This is a genomic window from Serratia sp. FS14, from assembly GCF_000695995.1.
Lineage (GTDB): Bacteria > Pseudomonadota > Gammaproteobacteria > Enterobacterales > Enterobacteriaceae > Serratia > Serratia nematodiphila.
Genome location: NZ_CP005927.1, coordinates 2192001 through 2217277 on the forward strand (window position 1 = coordinate 2192001; position 25277 = coordinate 2217277).

26 protein-coding genes are annotated in these 25277 nt (G+C 60.4%); 23 read left to right on the plus strand and 3 right to left on the minus strand.

The genetic code is table 11. From position 1 onward, the window contains the following. Positions 1 to 34: 34 nt before the first annotated feature. Positions 35 to 1225, minus strand: a complete 1191-nt coding sequence (hmpA, locus tag L085_RS09920) for an NO-inducible flavohemoprotein (RefSeq protein WP_004941387.1) — start codon at positions 1223 to 1225, stop codon at positions 35 to 37. 357 nt (positions 1226 to 1582) lie between these two features. On the opposite strand from hmpA, the gene glyA reads away from it, so the two are divergent. Then, entirely contained in the window at positions 1583 to 2836 is a 1254-nt protein-coding gene (gene glyA / locus L085_RS09925) for a serine hydroxymethyltransferase (protein WP_025303922.1), read from the plus strand. A gap of 157 nt (positions 2837 to 2993) precedes the next feature. Beyond that, positions 2994 to 4139, plus strand: coding sequence for a 3-phenylpropionate MFS transporter (locus L085_RS09930; protein WP_044030663.1), 1146 nt, complete (start codon positions 2994 to 2996; stop codon positions 4137 to 4139). On the opposite strand, the gene csiE is transcribed toward L085_RS09930, so the two are convergent. After that, entirely contained in the window at positions 4140 to 5405 is a 1266-nt protein-coding gene (csiE, locus tag L085_RS09935; RefSeq protein WP_044030664.1) for a stationary phase inducible protein CsiE, read from the minus strand. Between the two features lie 181 nt (positions 5406 to 5586). Between csiE and L085_RS09940 the strand changes: the two genes are divergently transcribed. After that, a complete protein-coding gene (locus L085_RS09940) occupies positions 5587 to 6222 on the plus strand; it encodes a DUF1007 family protein (protein ID WP_031299949.1) in 636 nt (211 codons plus the stop codon). Next, on the plus strand, positions 6213 to 7235 hold the full coding sequence (locus L085_RS09945) for a nickel/cobalt transporter (protein WP_044030665.1): 1023 nt from the start codon (positions 6213 to 6215) through the stop codon (positions 7233 to 7235). Before L085_RS09940 ends, L085_RS09945 begins: the two co-directional genes overlap by 10 nt. Before the next feature lie 58 nt (positions 7236 to 7293). Here the strand turns inward: L085_RS09945 and suhB are convergent, their stop codons facing one another. Further along, positions 7294 to 8097, minus strand: coding sequence for an inositol-1-monophosphatase (suhB, locus tag L085_RS09950; RefSeq protein WP_004941400.1), 804 nt, complete (start codon positions 8095 to 8097; stop codon positions 7294 to 7296). A gap of 119 nt (positions 8098 to 8216) precedes the next feature. Here suhB and trmJ point away from each other — a divergent pair, with 119 nt between their 5' ends. The 19 genes from trmJ (at position 8217) to bamB (ending at position 25273) form a co-directional block, all read left to right on the plus strand. Further along, entirely contained in the window at positions 8217 to 8951 is a 735-nt protein-coding gene (gene trmJ, locus L085_RS09955) for a tRNA (cytosine(32)/uridine(32)-2'-O)-methyltransferase TrmJ (protein ID WP_015378781.1), read from the plus strand. Positions 8952 to 9144: 193 nt separating this feature from the next. Next, positions 9145 to 9639, plus strand: coding sequence for a Fe-S cluster assembly transcriptional regulator IscR (gene iscR / locus L085_RS09960; RefSeq protein ID WP_004941404.1), 495 nt, complete (start codon positions 9145 to 9147; stop codon positions 9637 to 9639). Between the two features lie 54 nt (positions 9640 to 9693). Further along, positions 9694 to 10908 (plus strand): cysteine desulfurase, encoded by a 1215-nt coding sequence (gene iscS, locus L085_RS09965; protein ID WP_015378780.1) that lies wholly within the window; start codon positions 9694 to 9696, stop codon positions 10906 to 10908. Between the two features lie 24 nt (positions 10909 to 10932). Continuing rightward, positions 10933 to 11319, plus strand: coding sequence for a Fe-S cluster assembly scaffold IscU (iscU, locus tag L085_RS09970; RefSeq protein WP_004941408.1), 387 nt, complete (start codon positions 10933 to 10935; stop codon positions 11317 to 11319). Positions 11320 to 11373: 54 nt separating this feature from the next. Beyond that, entirely contained in the window at positions 11374 to 11697 is a 324-nt protein-coding gene (gene iscA / locus L085_RS09975) for an iron-sulfur cluster assembly protein IscA (RefSeq protein WP_004941410.1), read from the plus strand. Between the two features lie 62 nt (positions 11698 to 11759). After that, complete coding sequence (gene hscB, locus L085_RS09980; RefSeq protein WP_004941412.1) at positions 11760 to 12281, plus strand: co-chaperone HscB; 522 nt, start codon at positions 11760 to 11762, stop codon at positions 12279 to 12281. A 32-nt stretch (positions 12282 to 12313) separates the two neighbouring features. Then, on the plus strand, positions 12314 to 14164 hold the full coding sequence (hscA, locus tag L085_RS09985) for a Fe-S protein assembly chaperone HscA (protein WP_044030666.1): 1851 nt from the start codon (positions 12314 to 12316) through the stop codon (positions 14162 to 14164). Between the two features lie 2 nt (positions 14165 to 14166). Beyond that, positions 14167 to 14502 (plus strand): ISC system 2Fe-2S type ferredoxin, encoded by a 336-nt coding sequence (gene fdx, locus L085_RS09990; protein WP_004941417.1) that lies wholly within the window; start codon positions 14167 to 14169, stop codon positions 14500 to 14502. A gap of 32 nt (positions 14503 to 14534) precedes the next feature. Further along, positions 14535 to 14735, plus strand: coding sequence for a Fe-S cluster assembly protein IscX (gene iscX, locus L085_RS09995; RefSeq protein WP_006327336.1), 201 nt, complete (start codon positions 14535 to 14537; stop codon positions 14733 to 14735). A gap of 83 nt (positions 14736 to 14818) precedes the next feature. Continuing rightward, positions 14819 to 16114 (plus strand): aminopeptidase PepB, encoded by a 1296-nt coding sequence (pepB, locus tag L085_RS10000; protein WP_044030667.1) that lies wholly within the window; start codon positions 14819 to 14821, stop codon positions 16112 to 16114. 89 nt (positions 16115 to 16203) lie between these two features. Then, the gene (gene sseB / locus L085_RS10005; RefSeq protein ID WP_044030668.1) at positions 16204 to 17034 is read left to right on the plus strand and encodes an enhanced serine sensitivity protein SseB; all 831 of its coding nucleotides are present in this window, start codon (positions 16204 to 16206) and stop codon (positions 17032 to 17034) included. A 162-nt stretch (positions 17035 to 17196) separates the two neighbouring features. Then, positions 17197 to 17622, plus strand: a complete 426-nt coding sequence (gene ndk / locus L085_RS10010; protein WP_004941424.1) for a nucleoside-diphosphate kinase — start codon at positions 17197 to 17199, stop codon at positions 17620 to 17622. 232 nt (positions 17623 to 17854) lie between these two features. After that, a complete protein-coding gene (locus L085_RS10015) occupies positions 17855 to 19051 on the plus strand; it encodes a bifunctional tRNA (adenosine(37)-C2)-methyltransferase TrmG/ribosomal RNA large subunit methyltransferase RlmN (protein WP_004941426.1) in 1197 nt (398 codons plus the stop codon). 98 nt (positions 19052 to 19149) lie between these two features. Beyond that, positions 19150 to 19899 carry a type IV pilus biogenesis/stability protein PilW gene (gene pilW / locus L085_RS10020; protein WP_044031999.1) on the plus strand — a complete coding sequence of 250 codons (750 nt, stop codon included), beginning with the start codon at positions 19150 to 19152 and terminating at the stop codon, positions 19897 to 19899. Beyond that, entirely contained in the window at positions 19889 to 20863 is a 975-nt protein-coding gene (rodZ, locus tag L085_RS10025; protein ID WP_044030669.1) for a cytoskeleton protein RodZ, read from the plus strand. The genes pilW and rodZ overlap by 11 nt, the downstream gene beginning before the upstream one ends. 47 nt (positions 20864 to 20910) lie before the next feature. Then, positions 20911 to 22032, plus strand: coding sequence for a flavodoxin-dependent (E)-4-hydroxy-3-methylbut-2-enyl-diphosphate synthase (gene ispG / locus L085_RS10030; RefSeq protein WP_004941434.1), 1122 nt, complete (start codon positions 20911 to 20913; stop codon positions 22030 to 22032). A 139-nt stretch (positions 22033 to 22171) separates the two neighbouring features. Next, positions 22172 to 23446: a histidine--tRNA ligase gene (gene hisS / locus L085_RS10035; protein WP_004941437.1), complete on the plus strand. Its 1275-nt coding sequence runs from the start codon at positions 22172 to 22174 to the stop codon at positions 23444 to 23446. 13 nt (positions 23447 to 23459) lie between these two features. Further along, positions 23460 to 24080: a YfgM family protein gene (locus L085_RS10040; RefSeq protein ID WP_015378775.1), complete on the plus strand. Its 621-nt coding sequence runs from the start codon at positions 23460 to 23462 to the stop codon at positions 24078 to 24080. Positions 24081 to 24091: 11 nt separating this feature from the next. After that, complete coding sequence (gene bamB, locus L085_RS10045) at positions 24092 to 25273, plus strand: outer membrane protein assembly factor BamB (RefSeq protein WP_044030670.1); 1182 nt, start codon at positions 24092 to 24094, stop codon at positions 25271 to 25273. Positions 25274 to 25277: the final 4 nt, after the last annotated feature.

Consider the following 25277-nt stretch of genomic DNA (forward strand, 5'->3'; position numbering starts at 1 on the left):
GGGAGCGCGGTCTGACGGCCGCGCTCCGCACGCATTACAGCACCTTATGCGGGCCGAAGCATTCGTAGTGGATGCGTTCGGCCTCTACGCCCATCTCCAGCAGCTGTTTGCCCACGAACTGCATGAAGGCCACCGGGCCGCAGAAGTAATAGTGCATTTGCGGATCGGCCAGGCTGCCTTGCAGCGCGCTCAAATCCATCAATCCGCGGCTGTGGTAGTCGCGGCCTTCCACGTCATCGGCGCCCGGCTCGCGGTACCACACATGGCGGCTCAGATTCGGCATGCGCCCGGCAATATCCGCCACTTCCTCGGCAAAGGCGTGCACGCTGCCGTTTTCCGCCGCGTGCAGCCAGTGGACCTGTGCCTGATGTTGGCTGTCGTGCAGGCTGTTGAGCATACCGAGCATTGGGGTTTGGCCGACGCCGGCAGAGATCAGCGCCACCGGCGTGGTCGGCGTCACGTCGAGGAAGAAGTCGCCGTGCGGCGGGGCGATGTCGATCACGTCGCCTTCCTGCGCCTGCTGGTGCAGGTAGTTGGACACTTTACCCTGATCTTCACGCTTCACCGCGATGCGGTAGAACTCGCCGTTCGGCGAGGTGGTCAGCGAGTACTGGCGAATTTCCTGATGCTCCAGGCTGTCGTGCTTGATGTAGACCGCCAGGTATTGCCCAGGTTTGAAGTCCGCCACCCGGCCGCCGTCCACCGGCGCCAGCACGAAGCTGCAGATCACGTCGCTCTGCGGCTGTTTCTTCAGGATGCGGAACGCGCGCAGATCGCGCCAGCCGCCGTTGTCGGTTTCGCTCTGCTGATAAATCTGCTCTTCACGCTGAATAAACACGTTGGCCAGCACGCCGTAGGCTTTGCCCCAGGCGTCCAACACTTCCTGACCCGGGCTAAACATTTCGTCCAGCGTCGCCAGCAGGTGGCCGCCGACGATTTGGTATTGCTCCGGCTGGATATTGAAGCTGGTGTGCTTCTGCGCAATGCGTTCCACCGCCGGCAGCAGCGCCGCCAGGTTCTCGATGTTGGCGGCATAGGCGCAGATGGCGTCGAACAGCGCCTGACGCTGATCGCCGTTGCGCTGATTGCTCATATTGAAAATGTCTTTCAATTCCGGGTTGTGGGCGAACATGCGATCGTAAAAGTGGGCGGTCAGCTTCGGCCCGGTTGCTGCCAGCAGGGGGATGGTGGATTTCACGGTGGCGATGGTTTGGCTATCCAGCATGGGAGCGCTCCTTGGGTTGGGATCTTGACGAGAATTTTAATGATGCATTTTAAATGCATCTTATTGGGTTCCGCGCCGCTTGTAAATACCCTTGTTTTCGTTGCGGTGTTCTTCGAGCGTCGATCGCGCTCACAGAACATGAAAAAAGCGCATTGTTCGCATGAGGAAATGTCCGTTGATAAACGGCAGCGTTTCGCGGATCAAAGCCTTGCGCTGCCTTATGCCAATCGTTTGCGTAAAAACCTCTGTCAAGACCTATCTTCGGTAGGGCGAAACGGTTTACACTGTGGCCCAGACCCCAAACGGGTAGTTATTTGGTGATTTTTTAGTTAGCTGATTTAAGTCAGGAGATGCCGGATGTTAAAGCGTGAAATGAACATTGCCGATTACGATGCGGAACTGTGGCGTGCCATGGAGCAGGAAGTGGTGCGTCAGGAAGAGCACATCGAGCTGATCGCGTCTGAGAACTACACCAGCCCGCGCGTAATGCAGGCTCAGGGTTCCCAGCTGACCAACAAATACGCTGAAGGCTATCCGGGCAAGCGTTACTACGGCGGCTGCGAATACGTGGATATCGTTGAGCAGTTGGCTATCGACCGCGCCAAAGAATTGTTCGGCGCCGATTACGCCAACGTGCAGCCGCACTCCGGCTCCCAGGCTAACTTCGCCGTGTACACCGCGCTGCTGCAGCCGGGCGACACCATTCTGGGCATGAACCTGGCGCACGGCGGCCACCTGACCCACGGTTCCCCGGTTAACCTGTCCGGCAAACTGTATAACGTGGTGCCTTACGGCATCGACGACAAAGGTCAAATCGACTATGACGATCTGGCCAAGCAGGCGCAAACCCACAAGCCGAAAATGATCATCGGCGGCTTCTCCGCTTACTCCGGCGTGGTTGACTGGGCCAAAATGCGCGAAATCGCCGACAGCATCGGCGCTTATCTGTTCGTCGACATGGCGCACGTGGCCGGCCTGATCGCCGCCGGCGTGTACCCGAACCCGGTACCGCACGCGCACATCGTCACCACCACCACCCACAAAACCCTGGCGGGCCCGCGCGGCGGCCTGATCCTGGCGAAGGGCGGCGACGAAGAGCTGTACAAGAAGCTGAACTCCGCCGTGTTCCCTGGCGGCCAGGGCGGCCCGCTGATGCACGTGATCGCCGGCAAGGCGGTGGCGCTGAAAGAAGCGATGGAGCCTGAGTTCAAGGTTTACCAGCAGCAAGTGGCGGTCAACGCCAAGGCGATGGTGGACGTGTTCCTGCAGCGCGGCTATAAAGTGGTCTCCGGCGGCACCCATAACCACCTGTTCCTGCTGGATCTGGTCGACAAAAACCTGACCGGTAAAGAAGCGGACGCTGCTCTGGGCCGCGCCAACATCACCGTCAACAAAAACAGCGTGCCGAACGATCCGAAGAGCCCGTTTGTCACCTCCGGCGTGCGTATCGGCACCCCGGCCGTGACCCGTCGCGGCTTCAAAGAGGCCGACGTGCGCGAACTGGCCGGTTGGATCTGTGATGTGCTGGACAACATCAACGATGAAGCCACCATCGAACGCACCAAGAAGAAAGTGCTGGATATCTGCGCCCGCCTGCCGGTTTACGCCTAATCCCGCTTTTGCCTGAAAAAACCCGCTGCGGCGGGGTTTTTTTATGGCCGCTCGCGGCAAACTGTGAGCTGTCTGGCACTCTAACGCATTGAAGTGGAATGAAGATTGCGGGCGGGTGTGAGCTCTGTCAAAGTATTGCCCTCACTCCGGAGGGATCATGGTTCTGCAATCCACGCGTTGGCTCGCGCTCAGTTATTTCACCTACTTTTTTTCCTACGGCATTTTCTTACCGTTCTGGGGCGTGTGGCTGAAAGGCGAGGGCATCGCGCCCGAGACCATCGGCATATTGCTCGGCGCCGGTTTGGTGGCCCGCTTCCTCGGCAGTTTACTGATTGCTCCCCGCGTTAAAGATCCCTCTCATCTGATTTCCGCGCTGCGCCTGCTGGCGCTGCTGACCCTGGCTTTCGCGGTTGGCTTCTGCTTCGGCAACGGCTGGGGCTGGCTGATGCTGGTGATAGCGGGGTTCAACCTGTTCTTCTCGCCGCTGGTGCCGCTGACCGACGCGCTGGCCGCCACCTGGCAAAAGCAGATCCGCATGGACTATGGCCGGGTGCGGCTGTGGGGCTCGCTGGCGTTCGTCATCGGCTCGGCGCTGACCGGGCAACTGGTGGCGGTGTGGGGCCATAACGCCATTCTCTACAGCCTGATCCTCAGCGTGCTGGCGATGCTGCTGGGCATGCTGCTGAAGCCGAGCGTGATGCCGCAGGGCGAAGCGCGCACGCACGGCGGGGCCGAACGTTCGCTGTGGGCGCTGTTGAAAGAAGGGCCGGTGTGGCGCTTCCTGCTGTGCGTCACGCTGCTGCAGGGCGCGCACGCCGGCTATTACAGCTTCGGCTCCATTTACTGGCAGGAGGCGGGCTATTCGGCCTCGACCATCGGTTATCTGTGGTCGCTGGGCGTGGTGGCGGAAGTGATTATTTTCGCCAGCAGCAACGTGCTGTTCCGCCGCTGGAATGCGCGCAACCTGCTGCTGCTTTCCGCCTGCTGCGGCGTGTTGCGCTGGAGCCTGATGGCCTACAGCACCGAGCTGGGTTGGCTGCTGCTGATCCAAATCCTGCACTGCGGCACCTTCACCGTGTGCCATCTGGCGGCGATGCGCTTTATCGCCGCGCGCCAGGGGCAAGAGGTGATCCAACTGCAGGCGGTGTATTCGGCGCTGGCGATGGGCGGCGGTATCGCCGTCATGACGGTCATTGCCGGGTTCCTGTTCGAACATTGGCAAGGCGGGGTGTTCTGGGTGATGGCGGCGGTCGCGGTGCCGGCCTTGTTCATCCGGCCGCCGGCGGTCAGCGTCAGCCGTTGATTAAGGCGCTTCCAGCAGCGCGCGGATGGCCTGGCGCTGGCGGTTTTCCAGCGGCAGTTCGGTATAGATCAGCGGCGGGTGCGGAGCGCTGTGCACCGCCGCGTAGGGGGTGATCACCAGCGTGACGCCCTGCGGCGCTCCGCCGCACAGATAGTCGCTCAGCGGCAGATACTTGATGTTCAGCGGCAGCAGCGTGAGCTCGCGGATCTGATATTCCACTTCCTCTTCCAACTGCGGGTTATCCAGCGTCAGCAGCAGCACCTGTTTTTCCTGCAGCGCGTTGTCCTGCATCAGCCAGGCGCCGAAGCTGATGGCCACCAGGCCCGCCTCCTCGTTGGAAAAATGCACGCCGTACTCCTGCTCCAGCGGTTTCAACGCTTCCTGCGTGGTGCGCATCAGCCGCGGGTATTTGCGCACCACTTCCTCCAACAGCATATTGTCGATGCCGATGGCGAAACGGCAGCGCTCCAGCGCCGGCGCCAGATGGGCGAACAGCTGGCTGATCAGCTCGGCCTTGCTGCTGAAGGCCATGCCGGAAAGTTGCTGGAAACGCTCGACCATGCTGCCGATCGCCGCCATCAATCTCTGCTCTTGCGCCGAGTCATTGCTGTGGTAGCTGTGATTTTTCAACAGGGTGAAGGTCAGCGCTAAAAAATCGCGCTCGTCCGCCTGCGGCGGCTGGTTAAACAGCCGGTTGCAGGCCTGATGCAGCCAGGCGGCGGCTTGCTGTTCCGGCTTTTGCCGCAGCCAGTCGCGCTGAACGGCGTCGAAACGCGGGTGTTGCTGCAGGCGGTTTTGCCAGGCGCAGTAGAGCAGATAATGCTGCAGGAATTGGCGGTCGCGCGCGTCAAAGTGACGATTGAGCAGCGGCTCGCAGGCGTCGAGCGCCTGGGCCAACAGCGATGTCGACTCGGCATCGGCCGCCAGCGCTTGCCGCAGGCGCGGGGCGAAATCGTCTTCGACGAACCGCGGGCTGCAGCGCAGGGTGCGCCTTAGCCAATGGAGCAGGCACAGGCGTTGGTTGAGCACGCTGCCCCTCAATCGGTAGCCATAGTCGGGATCGACGGCGATCTCCAGGTGGTGGAAACGCTGGATTTCACTGTCCACCTCGGCTATATCTTGCCGGGTTATCGGGGGGGCGACGCCATTGATTCGGCTGAGGGTCTCCAGCTGTAACTCGGGCTCCGGCGTGTACAGCATCAGCAGCAGATGGCAGCGCCGTTGTTGTCCGGAGAGCTCAGGCACGGGAGAGGTGTCCAGGCTCATATCACCTTCCGGCATAAAAGGTTGCGATTATGCCTAAGCATAGCAAAAGGCTTTGTAACGTCAGGATGACAGCGCGGCTTTTACTTCGGCTTACAACTTTCGTCACAAATATCGCCGGGAGAGGCGGGCCGTTCGGCAGTTATTTGTGTTACGTTATAACAAATGCAGGTAAGACAGGATAATGATGAAGTTACGTCGTCTTTTGGCTGCCCTCGGCGCCGTGTTCAGCGCTGGAGCGGCCGCTCATCCGCACAGCTTTATCGACATGAACACCACCTTCGTCGCCAAGGACCAGCGGCTGGTCGGCCTGAAAATGGTGTGGGTGATGGATGAAATCACCTCGGCGGATCTGCTCTACGATGCGAAAAACGCCAAGAGCGATTCGGAAGTGTGGAAAAAGCTGGCGGCGGAAGTGATGGCCAACGTGCTGGGGCAGCACTATTTCACCGATCTTTACCGCGATGGCAAGCCGGTGAAATACCTGAACTTGCCCAGCGAATATCACCTGTCGCGCCAGGGCAACCAGGCGGTGCTGGAGTTCGTGCTGCCGTTGGCCGAGCCGCAGCCGCTGGCGGGCAAGCCGTTCGAGCTTTCTACTTACGATCCGACTTATTTCGTGGATATGACCTATAAAGACCAAAATGCGCTGCATCTGCCGCCGGAGATGGCGCAGCAGTGCAGCTACAAGCTGATCACGCCGAAGCCGAATGCGTCGCTGCAGGCCTATGCGCTGTCGCTCGACAAGAACGACTCGCCCGGCGAAGACCTGGCGCTGGGGCAACAGTTTGCCCAGCGGGTGACGCTGCAATGTCGCTAAATTTCTCGCCGCCGACGACAAGCCGACGCCATTGGGCCTTTGGCCTGTGGCCGCTGCTGCCGTTCACGCTGGCGCTGATGGCCGCCGCGCTGCTGGCGTGGCACTACTGGCCGCAGCTGCTGATGCAGAGCGTGGTATGGCAAAAAGCGCTGCATCAACAGATGGCGGGGCTGTTGCAGCAGGTGAAGGCCGCGCCGCAGCAGGCCGGGCTGGCGCTGATGCTGTTCAGCCTCGGCTATGGCGTTTTGCATGCGCTTGGGCCCGGCCACGGTAAAGTGGTGATCGCCACCTATCTGGCCACCCACCCGGCGCGGCTGAAAAGCAGCCTGAAGCTGACCTTCGCCGCTTCGCTGGTGCAGGGGCTGGTGGCGATCGCGCTGGTGACGTTGATGCTGGTGGTGTTGCAGCTCTCTTCGCGCCAGCTGCACCAAAGCAGCTTTTGGCTGGAGAAGGGCAGTTTTATTCTGGTGATGCTGCTTGGCGTGCTGCTGAGTTGGCGCGCGCTGAAACGTCTGTTTGCGGCGATCAAGGCGATGCGCCCGGCACCGGCGCTGCGCATCAACAGCCTGACGCCGCTGGCGGCGGATCATGTGCACAGCGCCGACTGCGGCTGCGGCCACCGGCATCTGCCGAGCGACAGCGAGCTGCAGGCGGGAGGCGATTGGCGCACTCAGGCCGCCATCGTGCTGGCGATGGGCATGCGTCCCTGTTCGGGGGCGATTTTGGTGCTGCTGTTTTCCAAGGTGATCGGCGTGTTTGGCTGGGGAGTGATCTCCGCGCTGGCGATGGCGTTCGGCACCTCGTTGACCATCTCCATGCTGGCGCTGCTGGTGCATTACAGCCGCCGGCTGGCGGTGCGCCTCAGCCGTTCGCGCGCGCCCGCCGCCTGGAGCGCGGTGGCCTGGGGGGCGTTGGCGCTGGCCGGGGGGCTGATCCTGTTGGCCGCCGGGCTGTTGCTGTACGTCAGCGCGCAGCCGGAATTCGGCGGCGGTATCCGCCCCTTCTCCCGCTAACGGGCATAAAAAAAAGCGCTGCATCGGCAGCGCTTTTTTTTCGATTCGCTTCTGGCGATTAACGCTTCAGCGCTTCGCTCAGTTCTTCACGCATGGTGGCCAGCATGGCTTTCACCACGCGCGGGTTGCCTGCGACCACGTTGCCGGAGCTGAAGTGGTTGTGGCCGCCGACGAAGTCGGTGACCAGGCCGCCGGCTTCACGCACCAGCAGTTCGCCTGCGGCGAAGTCCCACGGCTTCAGGCCGATTTCGAAGAAACCGTCCACGCGGCCGGCGGCGACATAGGCCAGATCCAGCGCAGCGGAACCGGTGCGGCGGAAGTCCGCGCACTGGGTGAACAGTTTGCCGACGATGTTGATGTAAGGCGTGGCGTGCTGTTTGACTTTGAACGGGAAGCCGGTCGCCAGGATGGTGCCATCCAGATCTTTGGCGTTGGTGCCGCGCAGACGGTAACCGTTGAGCTGTGCGCCCTGGCCGCGCGTGGCGGTGAACAGTTCGTTGCGCATTGGATCGTAAACCACGGCCACTTCAGTACGGCCTTTGATGCGTACGGCGATGGAAACGGAGAAATGAGGGAAGCGTTTGATGAAGTTTGCAGTGCCATCCAGTGGATCGATCACCCATTGCACATCGCGATCTTCGCCGATCAGCTCACCGCGTTCTTCGCTCACGATACTGTGTTGCGGATAAGACTTGCGGATGACGTCGATGATCAGATGCTCTGCATCGCGATCGACGTTGGTGACGAAGTCATTGGTCCCTTTCTGGCTCGCTTCTACAGCGTCCGGGGTTTCGTAGTTTTTGGCAATCAGGTTACCGGCCTTGCGCGCAGCGCGCACGGCGATAGTCAGCATCGGATGCATGGGTATCTTCCAACTAGGATGTTAAAGAACAGGAAACGGCGCGAAGTATAGCAGCTGTTCGGCAAATTGCCTACGGCTGTGTTAAGATGCTGCGATTTTCCGCCACGCTCAGAGTTTGTATGCTGCACAATATCCGCATTGTTCTGGTAGAGACTTCACATACCGGCAACATGGGCTCGACCGCCAGAGCCATGAAAACCATGGGTTTAACCAACCTTTATCTGGTTAATCCGCTGATCAAACCCGATTCTCAGGCCATCGCCCTGGCCGCCGGCGCCAGCGACGTGATCGGCAACGCCACTATCGTCGATACCCTCGATGACGCCATCGCCGGCTGCAGCCTGGTGGTGGGTACCAGCGCACGTTCTCGCACCTTGCCGTGGCCGATGCTGGAGCCGCGCGAATGCGGCGTGCGCGCGGTGCACGAAGGCGAGCACGCGCCGGTGGCGCTGGTGTTCGGCCGCGAACGCGTCGGGCTGACCAACGATGAATTGCAAAAGTGCCACTACCACGTCGCCATTCCGGCCAACCCGGACTACAGCTCGCTGAACCTGGCGATGGCAGTGCAGATCCTGGCGTACGAAGTGCGCGTGGCTTACCTCGATCGCCAACAGGCGGGCGCGCCGCAGCTGGAAGAGACACCGTATCCGCTGGTGGACGACCTCGAGCGTTTCTATCAGCATCTGGAGCAGACGCTGCAGCGCACCGGTTTCATTCGCCCGTCGCATCCGGGCCAGGTGATGAACCGTCTGCGTCGGCTGTTCACCCGCGCGCGCCCGGAAGGGCAGGAGCTGAATATCCTGCGCGGCATGCTGACGTCGATCGAGAAACAGGATAAACATCAAGGTAATTAATTGATGTGGCATCACGGTGGGCGACAATAGTATTAGTTATCCAAAGGTTATAACATGTATTTTATATACCTTTGTTCTTGCTAAGTTCAAAACGTGCTAATACTTGAGTTAATTACTGGGTTAAATAGTTGACTGTTTTACTCGGGAATGTCAGACTTTCGGCCATATTTGACCAACAGGTAACCATTGAGCTATGAGACTGACATCCAAAGGCCGTTATGCCGTAACCGCTATGCTCGACGTAGCGCTGCATTCTCAGGAAGGGCCGGTGCCACTGGCGGACATTTCCGAACGCCAGGGTATTTCGCTCTCTTATCTGGAACAATTATTCTCCCGTCTGCGCAAGAATGGCCTGGTGGCCAGCGTGCGCGGTCCGGGCGGTGGTTATCTGCTGGGTAAAGACGCGGGTGAGATCGCCGTTGGCGCTGTCATCACTGCTGTCGATGAATCGGTAGATGCAACCCGTTGCCAGGGCAAAGAAGGCTGTCAGGGCGGCGATCGCTGCTTGACCCACGCCCTGTGGCGCGATCTGAGCGAGCGCATCAGCGGGTTCCTGAACAATATTACGCTGGCAGAACTGGTCAACAACCAGGAAGTGCTGGTGGTGGCGGATCGTCAAAACAACGATACGCGCCGCACGGCCAACGGCCGTCCGCAAGAAACTATCAACGTTAATCTGCGCGCATAAGCAGCTGGCGAAATTATTTTAGTTTTTGGAAGTGATGTACGGAGCACAAGAGCAATGAAATTACCGATTTATCTGGATTACTCAGCAACGACGCCGGTTGACCCGCGCGTTGCTGAGAAGATGATGCAGTTTTTGACCCTGGACGGCACTTTCGGCAACCCGGCTTCCCGTTCCCACCGTTTCGGTTGGCAGGCGGAAGAGGCGGTAGACATCGCCCGTAACCAAATCGCCGAACTGGTGGGTGCTGACCCGCGCGAAATCGTCTTCACCTCCGGGGCGACCGAATCCGACAACCTGGCGATCAAAGGCGCTGCCAATTTCTACCAGAAAAAAGGCAAGCACATCATCACCAGCAAAACCGAACACAAAGCCGTGCTCGACACCTGCCGTCAGCTGGAGCGCGAAGGGTTTGAAGTGACCTACCTGGCGCCGCAGAGCAACGGCATCATCAGCCTGCAGGATCTCGAAGCCGCGATGCGCGATGACACCATTCTGGTCTCCATCATGCACGTCAACAACGAAATCGGCGTGGTGCAGGACATCGAAGCGATCGGCGAAATGTGCCGCGCGCGCGGTATCATCTACCACGTTGACGCCACCCAGAGCGTGGGCAAACTGCCTATCGATCTGAGCAAGCTGAAAGTCGACCTGATGTCGTTCTCCGGCCACAAAATCTATGGCCCGAAAGGCATCGGCGCGCTGTACGTGCGTCGCAAGCCGCGCATCCGCATCGAAGCGCAGGTACACGGCGGCGGTCACGAGCGCGGCATGCGTTCCGGCACCTTGCCTGTCCACCAGATCGTCGGCATGGGCGAAGCTTATCGCATCGCCAAAGAAGAGATGACCGAAGAGATGGCGCGTCTGCGCACCCTGCGTGACCGTCTGTGGAACGGCGTGAAAGATATGGAAGAAGTGTATCTGAACGGCGATCTGGAGCACGGCGCACCGAACATCCTGAACGTCAGCTTCAACTACGTTGAAGGCGAGTCGCTGATCATGGCGCTGAAAGACCTGGCCGTTTCTTCCGGTTCAGCCTGTACCTCCGCCAGCCTCGAGCCGTCCTACGTGTTGCGCGCGCTGGGCATGAGCGATGAATTGGCGCACAGCTCGATCCGTTTCTCCCTGGGGCGTTTCACCACGGAAGAAGAGATCGACTACACCATTCAACTGGTGCGTAAATCCATCGGCCGTCTGCGCGATCTGTCCCCGCTGTGGGAGATGTTCAAGCAGGGCGTGGACATCAACAGCATCGAATGGGCGCATCATTAATTCTCAGGTTTCAGGAGCAAGGTCATGGCTTACAGCGAAAAAGTAATCGATCATTATGAAAACCCGCGCAACGTGGGTTCTTTCGACAACGAAGATCCTACCGTCGGCAGCGGCATGGTAGGGGCGCCGGCTTGCGGCGACGTGATGAAGCTGCAAATCAAGGTCAACGATGAAGGCATCATCGAAGACGCGCGCTTTAAAACTTACGGCTGCGGTTCCGCCATCGCCTCCAGCTCGCTGGTGACCGAATGGATGAAAGGCAAGTCGCTCGATCAGGCTGAAGCGATCAAAAACACCCAGATCGCCGAAGAGCTGGAATTGCCGCCGGTCAAAATTCACTGCTCGATCCTGGCTGAAGACGCCATCAAAGCAGCGATTGCCGACTATAAGAGCAAGCATAGCGCCAAGTAATTTGTCTGAGTCGGCCCGGCCGCGCCGGGCTTTGATGTGAAGTGTGAGGTTGTGATGTCTATTACCATGAGCGACAGCGCTGCGCAGCGTGTTCAGGCGTTTTTGACGAACCGCGGCAAAGGTCTCGGCCTGCGTCTGGGAGTGCGAACTTCCGGCTGCTCCGGGATGGCGTACGTGCTGGAATTTGTTGACGAAGCCAACGATGACGACATCGTGTTTGAAGACAAAGGCATCAAGGTGATCATCGACGGCAAGAGCCTGGTCTACCTTGACGGCACCGAGCTTGATTTCGTTAAGGAAGGCCTGAACGAAGGCTTCAAGTTCAACAACCCGAACGTCTCAAGCGAGTGCGGCTGCGGCGAGAGTTTCAACGTCTGACAGTCCATCGTGCTCCCCCGTTTCGGCGGGGGAACTTCATCCGCTAACGCCCAGAGCACGCTATGGATTACTTTACTTTATTCGGGCTGCCAGTTCGCTACACCGTGGACGGCAGCCTGCTTGCGTCCCGCTTCCAGGATCTGCAACGCCAATTCCACCCCGATCGTTTCGCCAACCAGCCGGAGCGCGAACGCCTGATGGCGTTGCAGCAGGCGGCGACCATCAACGAAGCCTACCAGGCGCTGAAGCACCCGTTAAAACGCGCGGAGTATATGCTATCTTTGCACGGCTTCGATCTGGGCAACGAACAGCATACGATGCGCGACACCGCGTTCCTGATGGAACAGCTGGAACTGCGTGAAGAGCTCGACGCCATTGAGCGCAAGCCGGAGGCGGAAAGCCTGCTGGCCGATTTCGGCGCGCGGCTGGCCGTCTCCATCAAACAGCGCAGCGCGCTGATGCTGCAGCAGTTGGACAGTGAGCAGTGGGCGGACGCCGCCGACACCGTGCGCAAGCTGCGCTTTTTGGACAAACTCCAGCAACAGGTTGAACAACTCGAAGAAAAACTGCTGGGTTTTGAGTAACACCTTCTGATTCTGATTGTGGAAGCTTCAACATGGCCTTATTACAAATTAGTGAGCCTGGCCTCAGCGCCGCGCCGCACCAGCGACGCTTGGCCGCCGGCATCGACTTAGGCACCACCAACTCGTTGGTCGCCACGGTGCGCAGCGGGCAGGCGGAAACGCTGGCCGACGAACAGGGGCGCCATTTGCTGCCTTCGGTGGTGCATTATCAGGCGGACGCGCAGCGCGTCGGCTGGGAGGCGCGCCAACAGGCGGCGCAGGATCCGGCCAATACCGTCAGCTCCATCAAACGCATGATGGGCCGCTCGTTGGCGGACGTGCAGCAACGTTACCCGAACCTGCCGTATCAATTTCAGGCCAGCGACAACGGCCTGCCGCTGATCGTCACCGCCGCCGGCCCGGTTAACCCGGTCGGTGTCTCCGCTGATATCCTGCGGGCCCTGTCCGCGCGCGCGCAAACGGCGCTGGAAGGCGAGCTGGATGGCGTGGTGATCACCGTTCCCGCCTACTTCGACGACGCGCAGCGCCAGGGCACCAAAGACGCAGCGCGTCTGGCCGGCTTGCACGTTCTGCGCCTGTTGAACGAACCGACCGCGGCGGCGCTCGCCTACGGGCTGGATTCCGGCCAGGAAGGGGTGATCGCGGTTTACGATCTGGGCGGCGGCACCTTTGATATCTCCATTCTGCGCCTCAGCCGCGGCGTGTTCGAAGTGCTGGCGACCGGCGGCGATTCAGCGCTGGGCGGCGACGACTTCGATCATCTGTTGGCCGACTGGCTGCGCGAGCAGGCCGGCGTGGCCGATCGCAGCGACCACGGCGTGCAGCGCCAACTGCTGGATGCCGCCATCGCCGCCAAAATCGCGTTGAGCGATGCCGACAGCGTGCGCGTCGAGGTGGCCGGCTGGCAGGGGGAGGTGACCCGCGCCCAGTTTGAAGCGCTGATCGCTCCGTTGGTGAAACGCACGCTGATGGCTTGCCGCCGCGCGCTGAAAGACGCCGGCGTCGCCGCCGACGAGGTGCTGGAAGTGGTGATGGTCGGCGGTTCCACCCGCGTGCCGTTGGTGCGTGAGCAAGTGGGCGCCTTCTTCGGCCGCATGCCGCTGACGTCGATCGATCCGGATAAAGTGGTCGCCATCGGCGCCGCGATCCAGGCCGACATCCTGGTGGGCAACAAGCCGGACAGCGATATGCTGCTGCTGGACGTGATCCCGCTGTCGCTGGGCCTCGAAACCATGGGCGGCCTGGTGGAGAAAGTGATCCCGCGCAACACCACTATCCCGGTGGCGCGCGCGCAGGAGTTCACCACCTTTAAAGACGGCCAGAGCGCGATGATGATCCACGTGCTGCAGGGCGAGCGCGAGCTGGTGCAGGATTGCCGTTCGCTGGCGCGCTTTACGCTGCGCGGCCTGCCACCGCTGCCTGCCGGGGGCGCACACATTCGCGTCACCTTCCAGGTGGATGCCGACGGCCTGCTGAGCGTCACCGCGATGGAGAAATCCACCGGCGTTGAAGCCTCGATCCAGGTCAAGCCGTCGTATGGCCTGTCGGACAGTGAAATCGCCGGCATGATCAAGGATTCGATGGCCAATGCGCAAAGCGACGTGGGCGCGCGCAAGCTGGCGGAGCAACGCGTGGAAGCTGCGCGGGTGCTGGAAAGCCTGCAGGGCGCGCTGGCCACCGACGCCGCGCTGCTGAGCGAGGCGGAAAGCCAGGCGATCGCCGCCGCGACCCAGGCGTTGCAGCAGGCGGCGCAGGGTGAAGATCCCGCCGCTATCGAAGACGCCATCAAAACATTAGATGCACAAACGCAAGATTTTGCCGCGCGCCGCATGGACGCTTCCATTCGCCGCGCGCTGGCTGGCCATTCTGTGGATGAGGTTTAACTATGCCTAAAATTGTTTTCCTGCCCCATCAAGATCTTTGCCCGGAAGGGGCGGTTCTGGAAGCCGAAAAAGGGGAGTCGATCCTCAACGTTGCGCTGCGCAACGGCATTGAAATCGAGCACGCCTGCGAGAAATCCTGCGCCTGCACCACCTGCCACTGCATCGTGCGTGAAGGCTTCGATTCGCTGGAAGAGAGCAGCGAGCTGGAAGACGACATGCTGGACAAAGCGTGGGGGCTGGAGCCGGAAAGCCGTCTGAGCTGCCAGGCGCTGGTCGCCGACGAAGATCTGGTGGTCGAAATGCCGCGTTACACCGTCAACCACGCGCGTGAGCATTAATTGTTAGCCGCAGCGTCAACCCGGAGATCATAATGGGACTGAAGTGGACCGACAGCCGTGAAATCGGCGAAGCCCTGTACGACCAATACCCGGATACCGATCCGAAAACCGTGCGTTTTACCGACATGCATCAGTGGATCTGCGATCTGGAAGAGTTCGATGACGATCCGCAGGCTTCCAACGAAAAAATACTGGAAGCGATCCTGCTGGTCTGGTTAGATGAAGCGGAGTAAATAGCGTAACGGGCTGCCATGGGCGGCCCGTTTATTTTGTATCCGACAAGATTAATAAAAGAATAATCCGGAGTAAGAAGGCTATGACAACAGAATTCATGCAGGTCACGCTGTCGCAACAACCTGCCGACGCCCGCTGGGGCGAAAAAGCGCTGCTGAGCACCAACGGCGAAGGAATGACCATCCACCTGACCGGCGCCGACAAGCTGGGCGCGATCCAGCGCGCGGGCCGCAAAATTGACGGCCAGGGCATCAAAAACGTCAAGCTGGCCGGCGACGGTTGGGATTTGGAAAACAGCTGGGCGTTCTGGCAAGGCTATCGCGGGCCGAAAGGGCAGCGCAACGTCGAATGGGCCGAGCTGCCGGAAGCCGCGCGTCAGGAGCTGGATAAGCGCCTGAAGATCGTCGACTGGGTGCGTGACACCATCAACATGCCGGCGGAAGAGCTGGGGCCGGAGCAACTGGCGACCCGCGCCGTCGATCTGATGTGCGACGTCGGCTGCGATGCCGTCAGCTACCGCATCACCAAGGGCGAAGATCTGCGCGAGCAGAACTATGCCGGCATCCACACCGTCGGCCGCGGCTCCGAACGTCCGCCGGTGCTGCTGGCATTGGACTTCAACCCGACCGGTAACCCGGATGCGCCGGTGTTCGCTTGCCTGGTCGGCAAGGGCATCACTTTCGACAGCGGCGGCTACAGCCTGAAGCAGAGCGCCTTTATGGATTCGATGAAATCCGACATGGGCGGCGCGGCCACCATCACCGGCGCCCTGGCGCTGGCGGCGGCGCGCGGCCTGAAGCAGCGCGTGAAGCTGTACCTGTGCTGCGCCGACAACATGGTCAGCGGCAACGCCTTCAAACTGGGCGACATCATTCGTTACCGCAACGGCAAAACCGTTGAGGTGATGAACACCGATGCGGAAGGGCGCCTGGTGCTGGCCGACGGCCTGATCGACGCCGCCGAGCAGAACCCGCAGCTGATTATCGACTGCGCCACCCTGACCGGCGCGGCCAAAACCGCGGTAGGCAACGACTATCACGCGCTGTTCAGCTTCGACGATGCGCTGGCGCAAGAGCTGCTGAGCAGCGCCGCCGCCGAGCAAGAGCCGTTCTGGCGTCTGCCGCTGGCCGAATTCCACCGCAGCCAGCTGCCGTCCAACTTCGCCGAGCTGAACAACGTGGCCGGCCCGGCCTACACCGCCGGCGCCAGCACTGCGGCGGCCTTCCTGTCGCACTTCGTCAAGAATTACCAACAGGGCTGGCTGCACATCGACTGCTCCGCCACCTACCGCAAAGGCGCGGTGGATCAGTGGTCGGCCGGCGCGACCGGTTTGGGTGTGCGCACCCTGGCCAATCTGTTGCTGAGCAAAGCCAAATAATTGAACGCCCGCCGCGGCGGGCGCTAGAATGCGCATTATCTTCGGGGCCCAGCATGCTGGGCCTCGCTCTTTGATCCCTGGAGTTTGCCATGAGTTCCCATCATCACGATGCCGCCCCGAGCGAGAACGAGCTTGAACGCCTGCTGAAGCTGGCGGTGACGGAGCCGGCCCACCGTCCGGCGTTCTTCCGTGAACTGCTCGACGCCACGGTGCTGATCCTCGGCGACAGCGAGCAGGTGCAGCAGGACGGCGACATTACGCTGAACGCGGATACGCCGGTCAATATCCAGCATTGGGAAAAGCAGGACGGCGGCAGCATCATTCCGTTCTTCACCTCGCTGGAAGCGTTGCAGAAGGCCGTTGAGGACGAACAGCCGTTCATCGCCATGCCGGCGCGGGTGCTGTTTGAAATCACCCAGGGCGCGGATCTGTTCCTCAACCCGAAGGCGGAATACGGCAAAGAGTTCTACCCGGAAGAGGTGGCGATGCTGCTGGCGACCGGCGGCGTCGTCAAACCGGTGGAGCATTACGTCGACAAAGAGACCCAAATCCTGTTGGGGCAGCCCGAAGAGTACCCGTCGGCGATGGTGGATGCGCTGACCACGCTGTTCAGCCAGCGCAAACCGGTGCGCCGCGCGTTTCTGGCGCTGATGCACGACCAGGCGGCGGACGAGAAGCCGAATCTGCTGATCGGGCTGGAAGTGGATGCCGAGCCGGCGGAGATCGAGGCGTTGATCAACGAGGCCGGCAGCGTCGCCAGCGAAACGGCGCCGAATGACGAACCGGTGGATTTCTGCCTGGTATCGGAGAAAGAGCGGGGCATCAGCCACTACCTGATCGCTCATACGCAGCCGTTTTATCAGCGCCGCTGGGGCAGTTGGCTGCGCAATGTGATCCCGTCTACCGACAAGACCCAATAACGTCGGTGCGCCGCTGAAAGTGGCGAATGAAGATCATATTTTTTTAATGAAATGTTGATTTTCCCGTAGGCAAGCGTTAACGGCGCACATATAATCTGCGCCACTTGAGAAGGCCGGCAACATTGCAGACCGGCCTGTTTTGGAAGTCATACAGAGGCCATCATGACCGTAGAACGTACCTTTTCCATCGTTAAACCAAACGCTGTAGCCAACAACGACATCGGCGCTATCTACGCGCGTTTCGAGCGCGCCGGTTTCAAAATCATCGCCGCTAAAATGCTGCGTCTGACTCGCGAGCAAGCTGAAGGCTTCTACGCTGAGCACAAAGGCCGCCCATTCTTCGACGGTCTGGTTGAGTTCATGACCTCCGGCCCAATCATGGTGCAGGTTCTGGAATCTGAAAACGCCGTGCAGCGCAACCGCGACATCATGGGCGCAACCAACCCGGACAACGCACTGGCCGGCACCCTGCGCGCCGACTACGCGGACAGCTTCACCGCTAACGCCGTTCACGGTTCCGACTCCGTTGAATCCGCACAGCGTGAAATCGCTTACTTCTTCAACGAAAGCGAAATCTGCGCACGTTAATCGTGCCGTTGCTGATAACCAGGCATTCACCGGCTGAAACAATAAAAATGCCCTGAATGCCTTTCAGCCATAGAAACCCGCTACTAAAATTTGTACAATGCCGCGCCCCTGATAAGACGACTTGTCAGGGGCGTGTTTTTAGTGCCGCCACCCGAATCATGCGGGCTGAAATGCACAACTTACTTTCCATTCTTTAGCGCCATAACGTGTAATAACGAGGCCAGAGATCATTATGTTAGAACCCATCACGTCCGAGCACACCGTGTCTGAAAATAATTCGCTGACTACCCCCTCCGTTAACGTGGAGCAACCGGCTGCGGCCAAAATCAACCTGCTGGATCTGAACCGCCAGCAAATGCGCGAGTTCTTCGCCGAAATGGGCGAAAAACCGTTCCGCGCCGATCAGGTGATGAAGTGGATTTACCACTACTGCTGCGACGATTTCGAGCAGATGACCGACATCAACAAAGTCCTGCGCGGCAAGCTGCAGCGCGTAGCGGAAATCCGCGCGCCGGAAGTGGCGGAAGAACAGCGTTCGGCCGACGGCACCATCAAGTGGGCGATCAAGGTGGGCGATCAGCAGGTCGAAACCGTGTATATCCCGGAAGCCGACCGCGCGACGCTGTGCGTCTCCTCGCAGGTAGGCTGCGCGCTGGAGTGCAAATTCTGTTCGACGGCGCAGCAGGGCTTCAACCGCAACCTGCGCGTGTCGGAAATCATCGGCCAGGTGTGGCGCGCGGCGAAGATCATCGGCGCGCTGAAGGTGACCGGCCAACGCCCGATCACCAACGTGGTGATGATGGGCATGGGCGAGCCGCTGCTCAACCTGAACAACGTGGTGCCGGCGATGGAAATCATGCTGGACGATTTCGGCTTTGGCCTGTCCAAACGCCGCGTGACCCTGTCTACCTCCGGCGTGGTGCCGGCGCTGGACAAGCTGGGCGACATGATCGACGTGGCGCTGGCCATTTCGCTGCACGCACCGAACGACACCATCCGCGATGAGATCGTGCCGATCAACCGCAAGTACAACATCGAGACCTTCCTGTCCGCGGTGCGTCGCTACCTGGAGAAATCCAACGCCAACCAGGGCCGCGTCACCGTCGAGTACGTGATGCTGGATCATATCAACGACAGCACCGACGACGCGCATCAGCTGGCGGAAGTGCTGAAAGACACGCCGTGCAAGATCAACCTGATCCCATGGAACCCGTTCCCGGGCGCTCCGTACGGCCGCAGCTCCAACAGCCGGGTGGATCGTTTCTCCAAGGTGTTGATGGAATACGGCTTTACGACTATTGTTCGTAAAACCCGTGGTGACGATATCGACGCCGCCTGCGGGCAACTGGCGGGTGAAGTGATCGACCGTACCAAGCGTACCCTGAAGAAGAAAATGGCCGGGGAACCTATCAACGTACGGGCGGTCTGAATCCTATAGCACCATTTTTTGTTATCTAACAGCCTGTTATGCGAAAGCGTGTCGCTGGCGGGCGTTAGCTGACGGCCGATAAGGAAATGAATGCGGGCATGAAGCTGAAACTGTGGGGTATGTGGCTGGCGGCCGGGTTGTTGGCCGGGTGTTCCGGTTCAGCGCCGGAAAAGGAAGCACAGGTCTCTGAGGCGGGCCAGACGCGCCTGCAGCTGGGGCTGGAGTACCTGCAGCAAGGCGACATGGACGCCGCGCGCCAGAACCTGGAAAAGGCGCTGGACGCGGCCCCGCAGGATTACCGCACGCAGTTGGGCATGGCGCTCTACGCGCAGCGCAGCGGTGAAAACGCCGAGGCCGAACAGCGTTATCGGCAAGCGCTCAAACTTGCGCCGGGCAATGGCACCGTACTGAATAATTACGGTGCGTTTCTTTGCGGTTTAGGGCAGTATGTACCGGCGCAACAGCAGTTTAGCGCTGCGGCGCTGGCGCCCGATTATGGCCAGGTCGCCGACAGCCTGGAAAACGCAGGTTACTGTTTTCTCAAGGCCGGACAAAACGACGAAGCGCGCACGCTGTTGAGCCGCGCGCTGAAAGTCGATCCGGACAAAGGCACTCCGCTGCTGGCGGAGGCCGAAAAGCAATTTGGAGAAGGGAAGCGCGCCCAGTCGCAACTTTTATTGGATGTTTATCAGCATGTTCTGCCGGCCAGCGCCAGCAGCTTATGGTTACAGATTCGTTTCGCCGCGTTAGCCGGCCGCCAGGATAGCGTTCAACGCTATGGCAAGCAGCTAGCGCGAAGTTTTCCACAATCCAAACAGTACCAGCAGTTCTTAGCTAATGAATACTGAAGCCTCCCAAGATAAAACCGTATCCATGACGACGGGCCAGCGCCTGCGTCAGGCCCGTGAGCAACTCGGGCTGAGCCAACAGACCGTTGCAGAACGCCTGTGTCTCAAAATGTCCACCGTGCGCGATATCGAGGAAGACAGCGTGTCCGCTGACCTCGCGTCCACCTTCGTGCGCGGCTACATCCGTTCCTACGCCAAGCTGGTGCATCTGCCGGAAGACGAACTGCTGCCGATGTTGGCCAAGCAGGCGCCGTTGAAGATGGCGAAAGTGGCGCCGATGCAAAGTTTCTCGCTGGGCAAGCGTCGCAAGAAACGCGACGGCTGGCTGATGAGCTTCACCTGGCTTATCGTGTTCGTGGTGATCGGCCTGACCGGCGCCTGGTGGTGGCAAAACCACAAGGCGCAGCAGGAAGAGATCGCCACCATGGCCGATCAATCCTCGGCGCAGCTTTCACAGAATAACGAAGGGCAGTCCGTGCCGCTGACCGACGGCAATGCCGACGCCGGCACCAACGTGCCGTTGACCGACAACAGCGCCGCGCCGGCTGATACCGGCGCAGCGGCTCAGGCGCCGGCGGCGACCGCCCAGGCGCCGAGCGCGGCTCAACAGCAGCCTGCCGTGGTGTCGCCAAGCCAGACCCCCCTGCCGGAAACCGCGCCGGCGGCGCAAGCGCCGTTGCCGACCGCCGATGCGGGCGTGGCTGCGCCGGCGGCCGATCCGAACGCGCTGGTGATGGATTTCTCCGCCGACTGCTGGCTGCAGGTGACCGACGCGAGCGGTAAAACGCTGTTCAGCGGCACCCAGAAGCAAGGCGGCAAGCTGAACCTGACCGGCACTGCGCCGTATAAACTGACCATCGGTGCGCCGGCGGCAGTTCAGATCCAGTATCAGGGTAAACCGGTTGATTTAAGCCGGTTCGTTAAGTCAAACCGTGTTGCTCGCCTGACCGTCGCCGCGCAGTAATCGCGCGGCACCGGTCGTGATGTCAGAGCAGCAATGGAGAGTAAGTAATGCATAACCAAGCGCCCATCAACCGTCGAAAATCTACACGCATTTACGTCGGCAAGGTGCCTATTGGTGATGGCGCGCCGATTGCCGTGCAGTCGATGACCAACACCCGTACCACCGATGTTGAAGCAACGGTTAATCAGATCAAAGCGCTGGAGCGCGTGGGCGTCGACATCGTCCGCGTTTCGGTTCCAACCATGGACGCCGCCGAGGCGTTCAAACTGATCAAGCAGCAGGTCAACGTGCCGCTGGTCGCCGATATCCACTTCGATTATCGCATCGCACTGCAGGTGGCCGAATATGGCGTAGACTGCCTGCGCATCAACCCGGGCAACATCGGCAACGAATCGCGCATTCGCTCGGTGGTGGACTGCGCCCGCGACAAGAACATCCCGATTCGCATCGGCGTCAACGGCGGCTCGCTGGAAAAAGACCTGCAGGAAAAGTACGGCGAACCTACGCCGGAAGCGCTGCTGGAATCCGCCATGCGCCACGTGGACATCCTCGATCGCCTCAACTTCGACCAGTTTAAGGTCAGCGTCAAGGCGTCGGACGTGTTCCTGGCGGTGCAATCCTACCGCTTGCTGGCGTCGCGCATCGATCAGCCGCTGCACCTGGGCATCACTGAAGCCGGCGGCGCGCGCAGCGGGTCGGTCAAATCGGCCATCGGCCTGGGTATGCTGCTGTCTGAAGGCATCGGCGATACCCTGCGCATCTCGCTGGCGGCGGATCCGGTCGAAGAGGTGAAGGTCGGTTTCGACATCCTGAAGTCGCTGCGCATCCGCGCGCGCGGCATCAACTTCATCGCCTGCCCGACCTGCTCGCGTCAGGAGTTCGACGTGATCGGCACGGTGAACGCGCTGGAGCAGCGCCTGGAAGACATCATCACGCCGATGGACGTTTCGATCATCGGCTGCGTGGTGAACGGCCCGGGCGAAGCGCTGGTGTCCACCATGGGCGTAACCGGCGGCCACAAGAAGAGCGGCTTCTATGAAGACGGCGTGCGCCAGAAAGAGCGTTTCGACAACGAACAGATGATCGACCAGCTGGAAGCGAAAATTCGCGCCAAGGCCGCGATGATGGACGAAAGCAAACGCATCACGGTCAACCTGCTGGAAAAATAAGCGTTATCGCTACACGGCGGGCCTGTTGGCCCGCTTGTTTATGAACCTGAAGGGCAGAAAACCGCATCCGCGTTGAATACCGGGCGGCAAAGTCCCTATAATCGGGTTCATTTTTACAGACAACGGACAGAGAACTCACGTGGCAAAGAACATTCAAGCCATTCGCGGCATGAACGACTACCTGCCGGAAGAAACGGCATTATGGCAGCGTATTGAAGGCACCCTCAAGCAGGTGCTGGGCGGCTACGGTTACAGCGAAATCCGGTTGCCGATTGTAGAGCAGACCCCGTTATTCAAACGCGCGATCGGCGAAGTGACCGACGTCGTGGAAAAAGAGATGTATACCTTCGAAGACCGCAACGGCGAAAGCCTGACGCTGCGTCCGGAAGGGACGGCTGGCTGCGTGCGCGCCGGCATCGAACATGGTCTGCTGTACAATCAGGAACAGCGTCTGTGGTACATCGGCCCGATGTTCCGCTACGAGCGCCCGCAGAAGGGGCGTTACCGTCAGTTCCATCAGCTGGGCGCGGAAGTGTTCGGCCTGCAAGGCCCGGATATCGACGCCGAGCTGATCCTGCTGACCGCCCGCTGGTGGAAAGCGCTGGGCATCGCCGAGCACGTCACGCTGGAGCTGAACTCCATCGGTTCGCTGGAGGCGCGCGCCAACTACCGCGACGCGCTGGTGGCGTTCCTGGAGCAGCACGTCGAGGTGCTGGACGAAGACTGCAAACGCCGCATGTACAGCAACCCGCTGCGCGTGCTGGACTCCAAAAATCCTGAGGTGCAGGCGCTGCTGAACGACGCGCCGCGCCTGTCCGAGTACCTGGATGAAGAATCCCGTGCTCACTTCGCCGGTCTGTGTGAACTTTTGGCGCAGGCAGGTATCCCATATACCGTTAACGAGCGCCTGGTGCGCGGTCTGGATTACTACAACCGCACCGTGTTTGAGTGGGTGACCACCAGCCTGGGCGCGCAGGGCACCGTCTGCGCGGGCGGCCGTTACGACGGCCTGGTCGAGCAGCTGGGCGGCCGCGCCACCCCGGCGGTCGGTTTCGCCATGGGCCTCGAGCGTCTGGTGCTGCTGGTGCAGGCGGTCAACCCGGAATTCAAGGCGCCGTCGGCTATCGACGTGTACGTCATTTCTTCCGGCGCGGGCACCCAGAGTGCGGCGATGCGGCTGGCTGAACAGGTGCGCGACGCGGCGCCGCAGCTGAAGCTGATGACCAATTACGGCGGCGGCAACTTCAAGAAGCAGATCACCCGTGCGGACAAATGGGGCGCGCGCATCGCGCTGATCCTGGGTGAGAGCGAAGTGGCGGCGCAGCAGGTGGTGGTGAAAGACCTGCGCAGTGGTGAACAAGAAACGCTGGCGCAAAGCGAAGTCGCTGCGCGTCTGGCTTTGATGTTAGGTTAAGGAGAAGGACACCGTGGAAGTCTATACCACTGAAAACGAACAAGTCGACGCACTGCGTCGGTTCTTTGCCGAAAACGGCAAAGCGCTGGCGGTGGGCGTGGTGCTCGGAATTGGTGCCCTGGTTGGCTGGCGTTATTGGCAGAGCCATGAAAACTCCAACATGATGGCGGCATCGCAATCCTATCAGGAAGCCAGCGATCGTCTGGCGGCCGGCAAGCCGGATGACGTGGCTGCCGCAGAGAAATTTGTCCAGGCCAACGGCAACAGCTACGGCGTACTGGCCGCGCTGCAGTTGGCCAAGCACTTTGTCGAACAGAATGATTTCGCCAAGGCGGAACAACAATTGGTGCTGGCGCAGGGCCAGACCAAAGACGACAACCTGTTGGCGATGATCGACCTGCGTCTGGCGCGCGTCCAGCTGCAGGAGAAAAAGCTGGATGAAGCGCTGAAAACGCTGGATGGCGTGAAAGGCGAAGGCTGGGTGGCGATGATGCAGGATGTGCGCGGCGATGTATTGCTGGCCAAGGGCGACGCCAAGGGCGCGCGCGAAGCTTACAGCAAAGGCATTGAGTCCAACGCTTCTCAAGCGCTGCAGGTTCTGCTGCGCATGAAATTGAATAACTTGTCCAGCTAAGGGGAATTCCCATGCAATTGCGTAAAACACTCTTGGTCGGACTGGTTTCCGCTGCCTTGCTGAGTGGTTGCTCGCTGTTTAACAGCGAAGAAGACGTGGTTACCATGTCGCCGTTGCCGAAAGTTGAAAATCAGTTTACGCCGAGCAAGGCGTGGAGCACCTCGGTGGGCGACGGTATCGGTGAGTATTACTCCCACCTGCGTCCGGCCTATCAGGACGGCACCATTTATGCCGCCGATCGCTTCGGCATCGTGAAAGCGATGGACGCCGACAGCGGCAACGAGAAGTGGAAGGTCAATCTCTCCGAGAAGACCGGTTTCTTCTCCAGCAACCTGTCTGCGCTGCTGTCGGGCGGCCTGACGGTCGCGGGCGACAAGGTTTACGTCGGCAGCGAAAAAGCGGTGGTTTACGCATTGAACACCGCCGACGGCGCCATCGCCTGGCAGACCAAAGTGGCCGGCGAAGCGATCTCCCGTCCGGTTGTCAGCGACGGCATGGTGTTGGTGCATACCTCCAACGGCATGCTGCAGGCGCTGAACGAAGCCGACGGCGCGGTGAAGTGGACGGTTAACCTGGACATGCCTTCGCTGTCGCTGCGCGGTGAATCCGCGCCGGCCGTCGCTTTTGGCGCCGCCATCGTCGGCGGTGACAACGGCCGCGTCAGTGCGGTGCTGATGCAGCAGGGCCAGATTATCTGGCAACAGCGTATTTCTCAGCCGAGCGGCGCGACCGAAATCGATCGTCTGAACGACGTGGACACCACGCCGGTGATCGTTGACGGCGTGGTCTACGCGCTGGGTTACAACGGCAACCTGACGGCGCTGGATCTGCGTTCCGGCCAGATTATCTGGAAACGCGAGCTGGGTTCGGTGAATGATTTCATCGTCGACGCGGGCCGCATCTACCTGATCGACCAGAACGATCGCGTGGTGGCGCTCAGCACCGAAGGCGGCGTGACCGTGTGGACGCAGAGCGATCTGCTGCACCGTAACCTGACGCCGCCGGTGATGTATAATGGTTATCTGGTGACCGGTGACGCCGAAGGTTATCTGCACTGGATCAACACCACCGATGGCCGTTTTGTCGCCCAGCAGGAAGTGGACAGCTCCGGCTTCCTGTCTGCGCCGATGGTGGCCAGCGACAAGCTGATCATCCAGGCTCGCGGTGGGAAAGTTTACGCTTTCACCCGCTAACGCC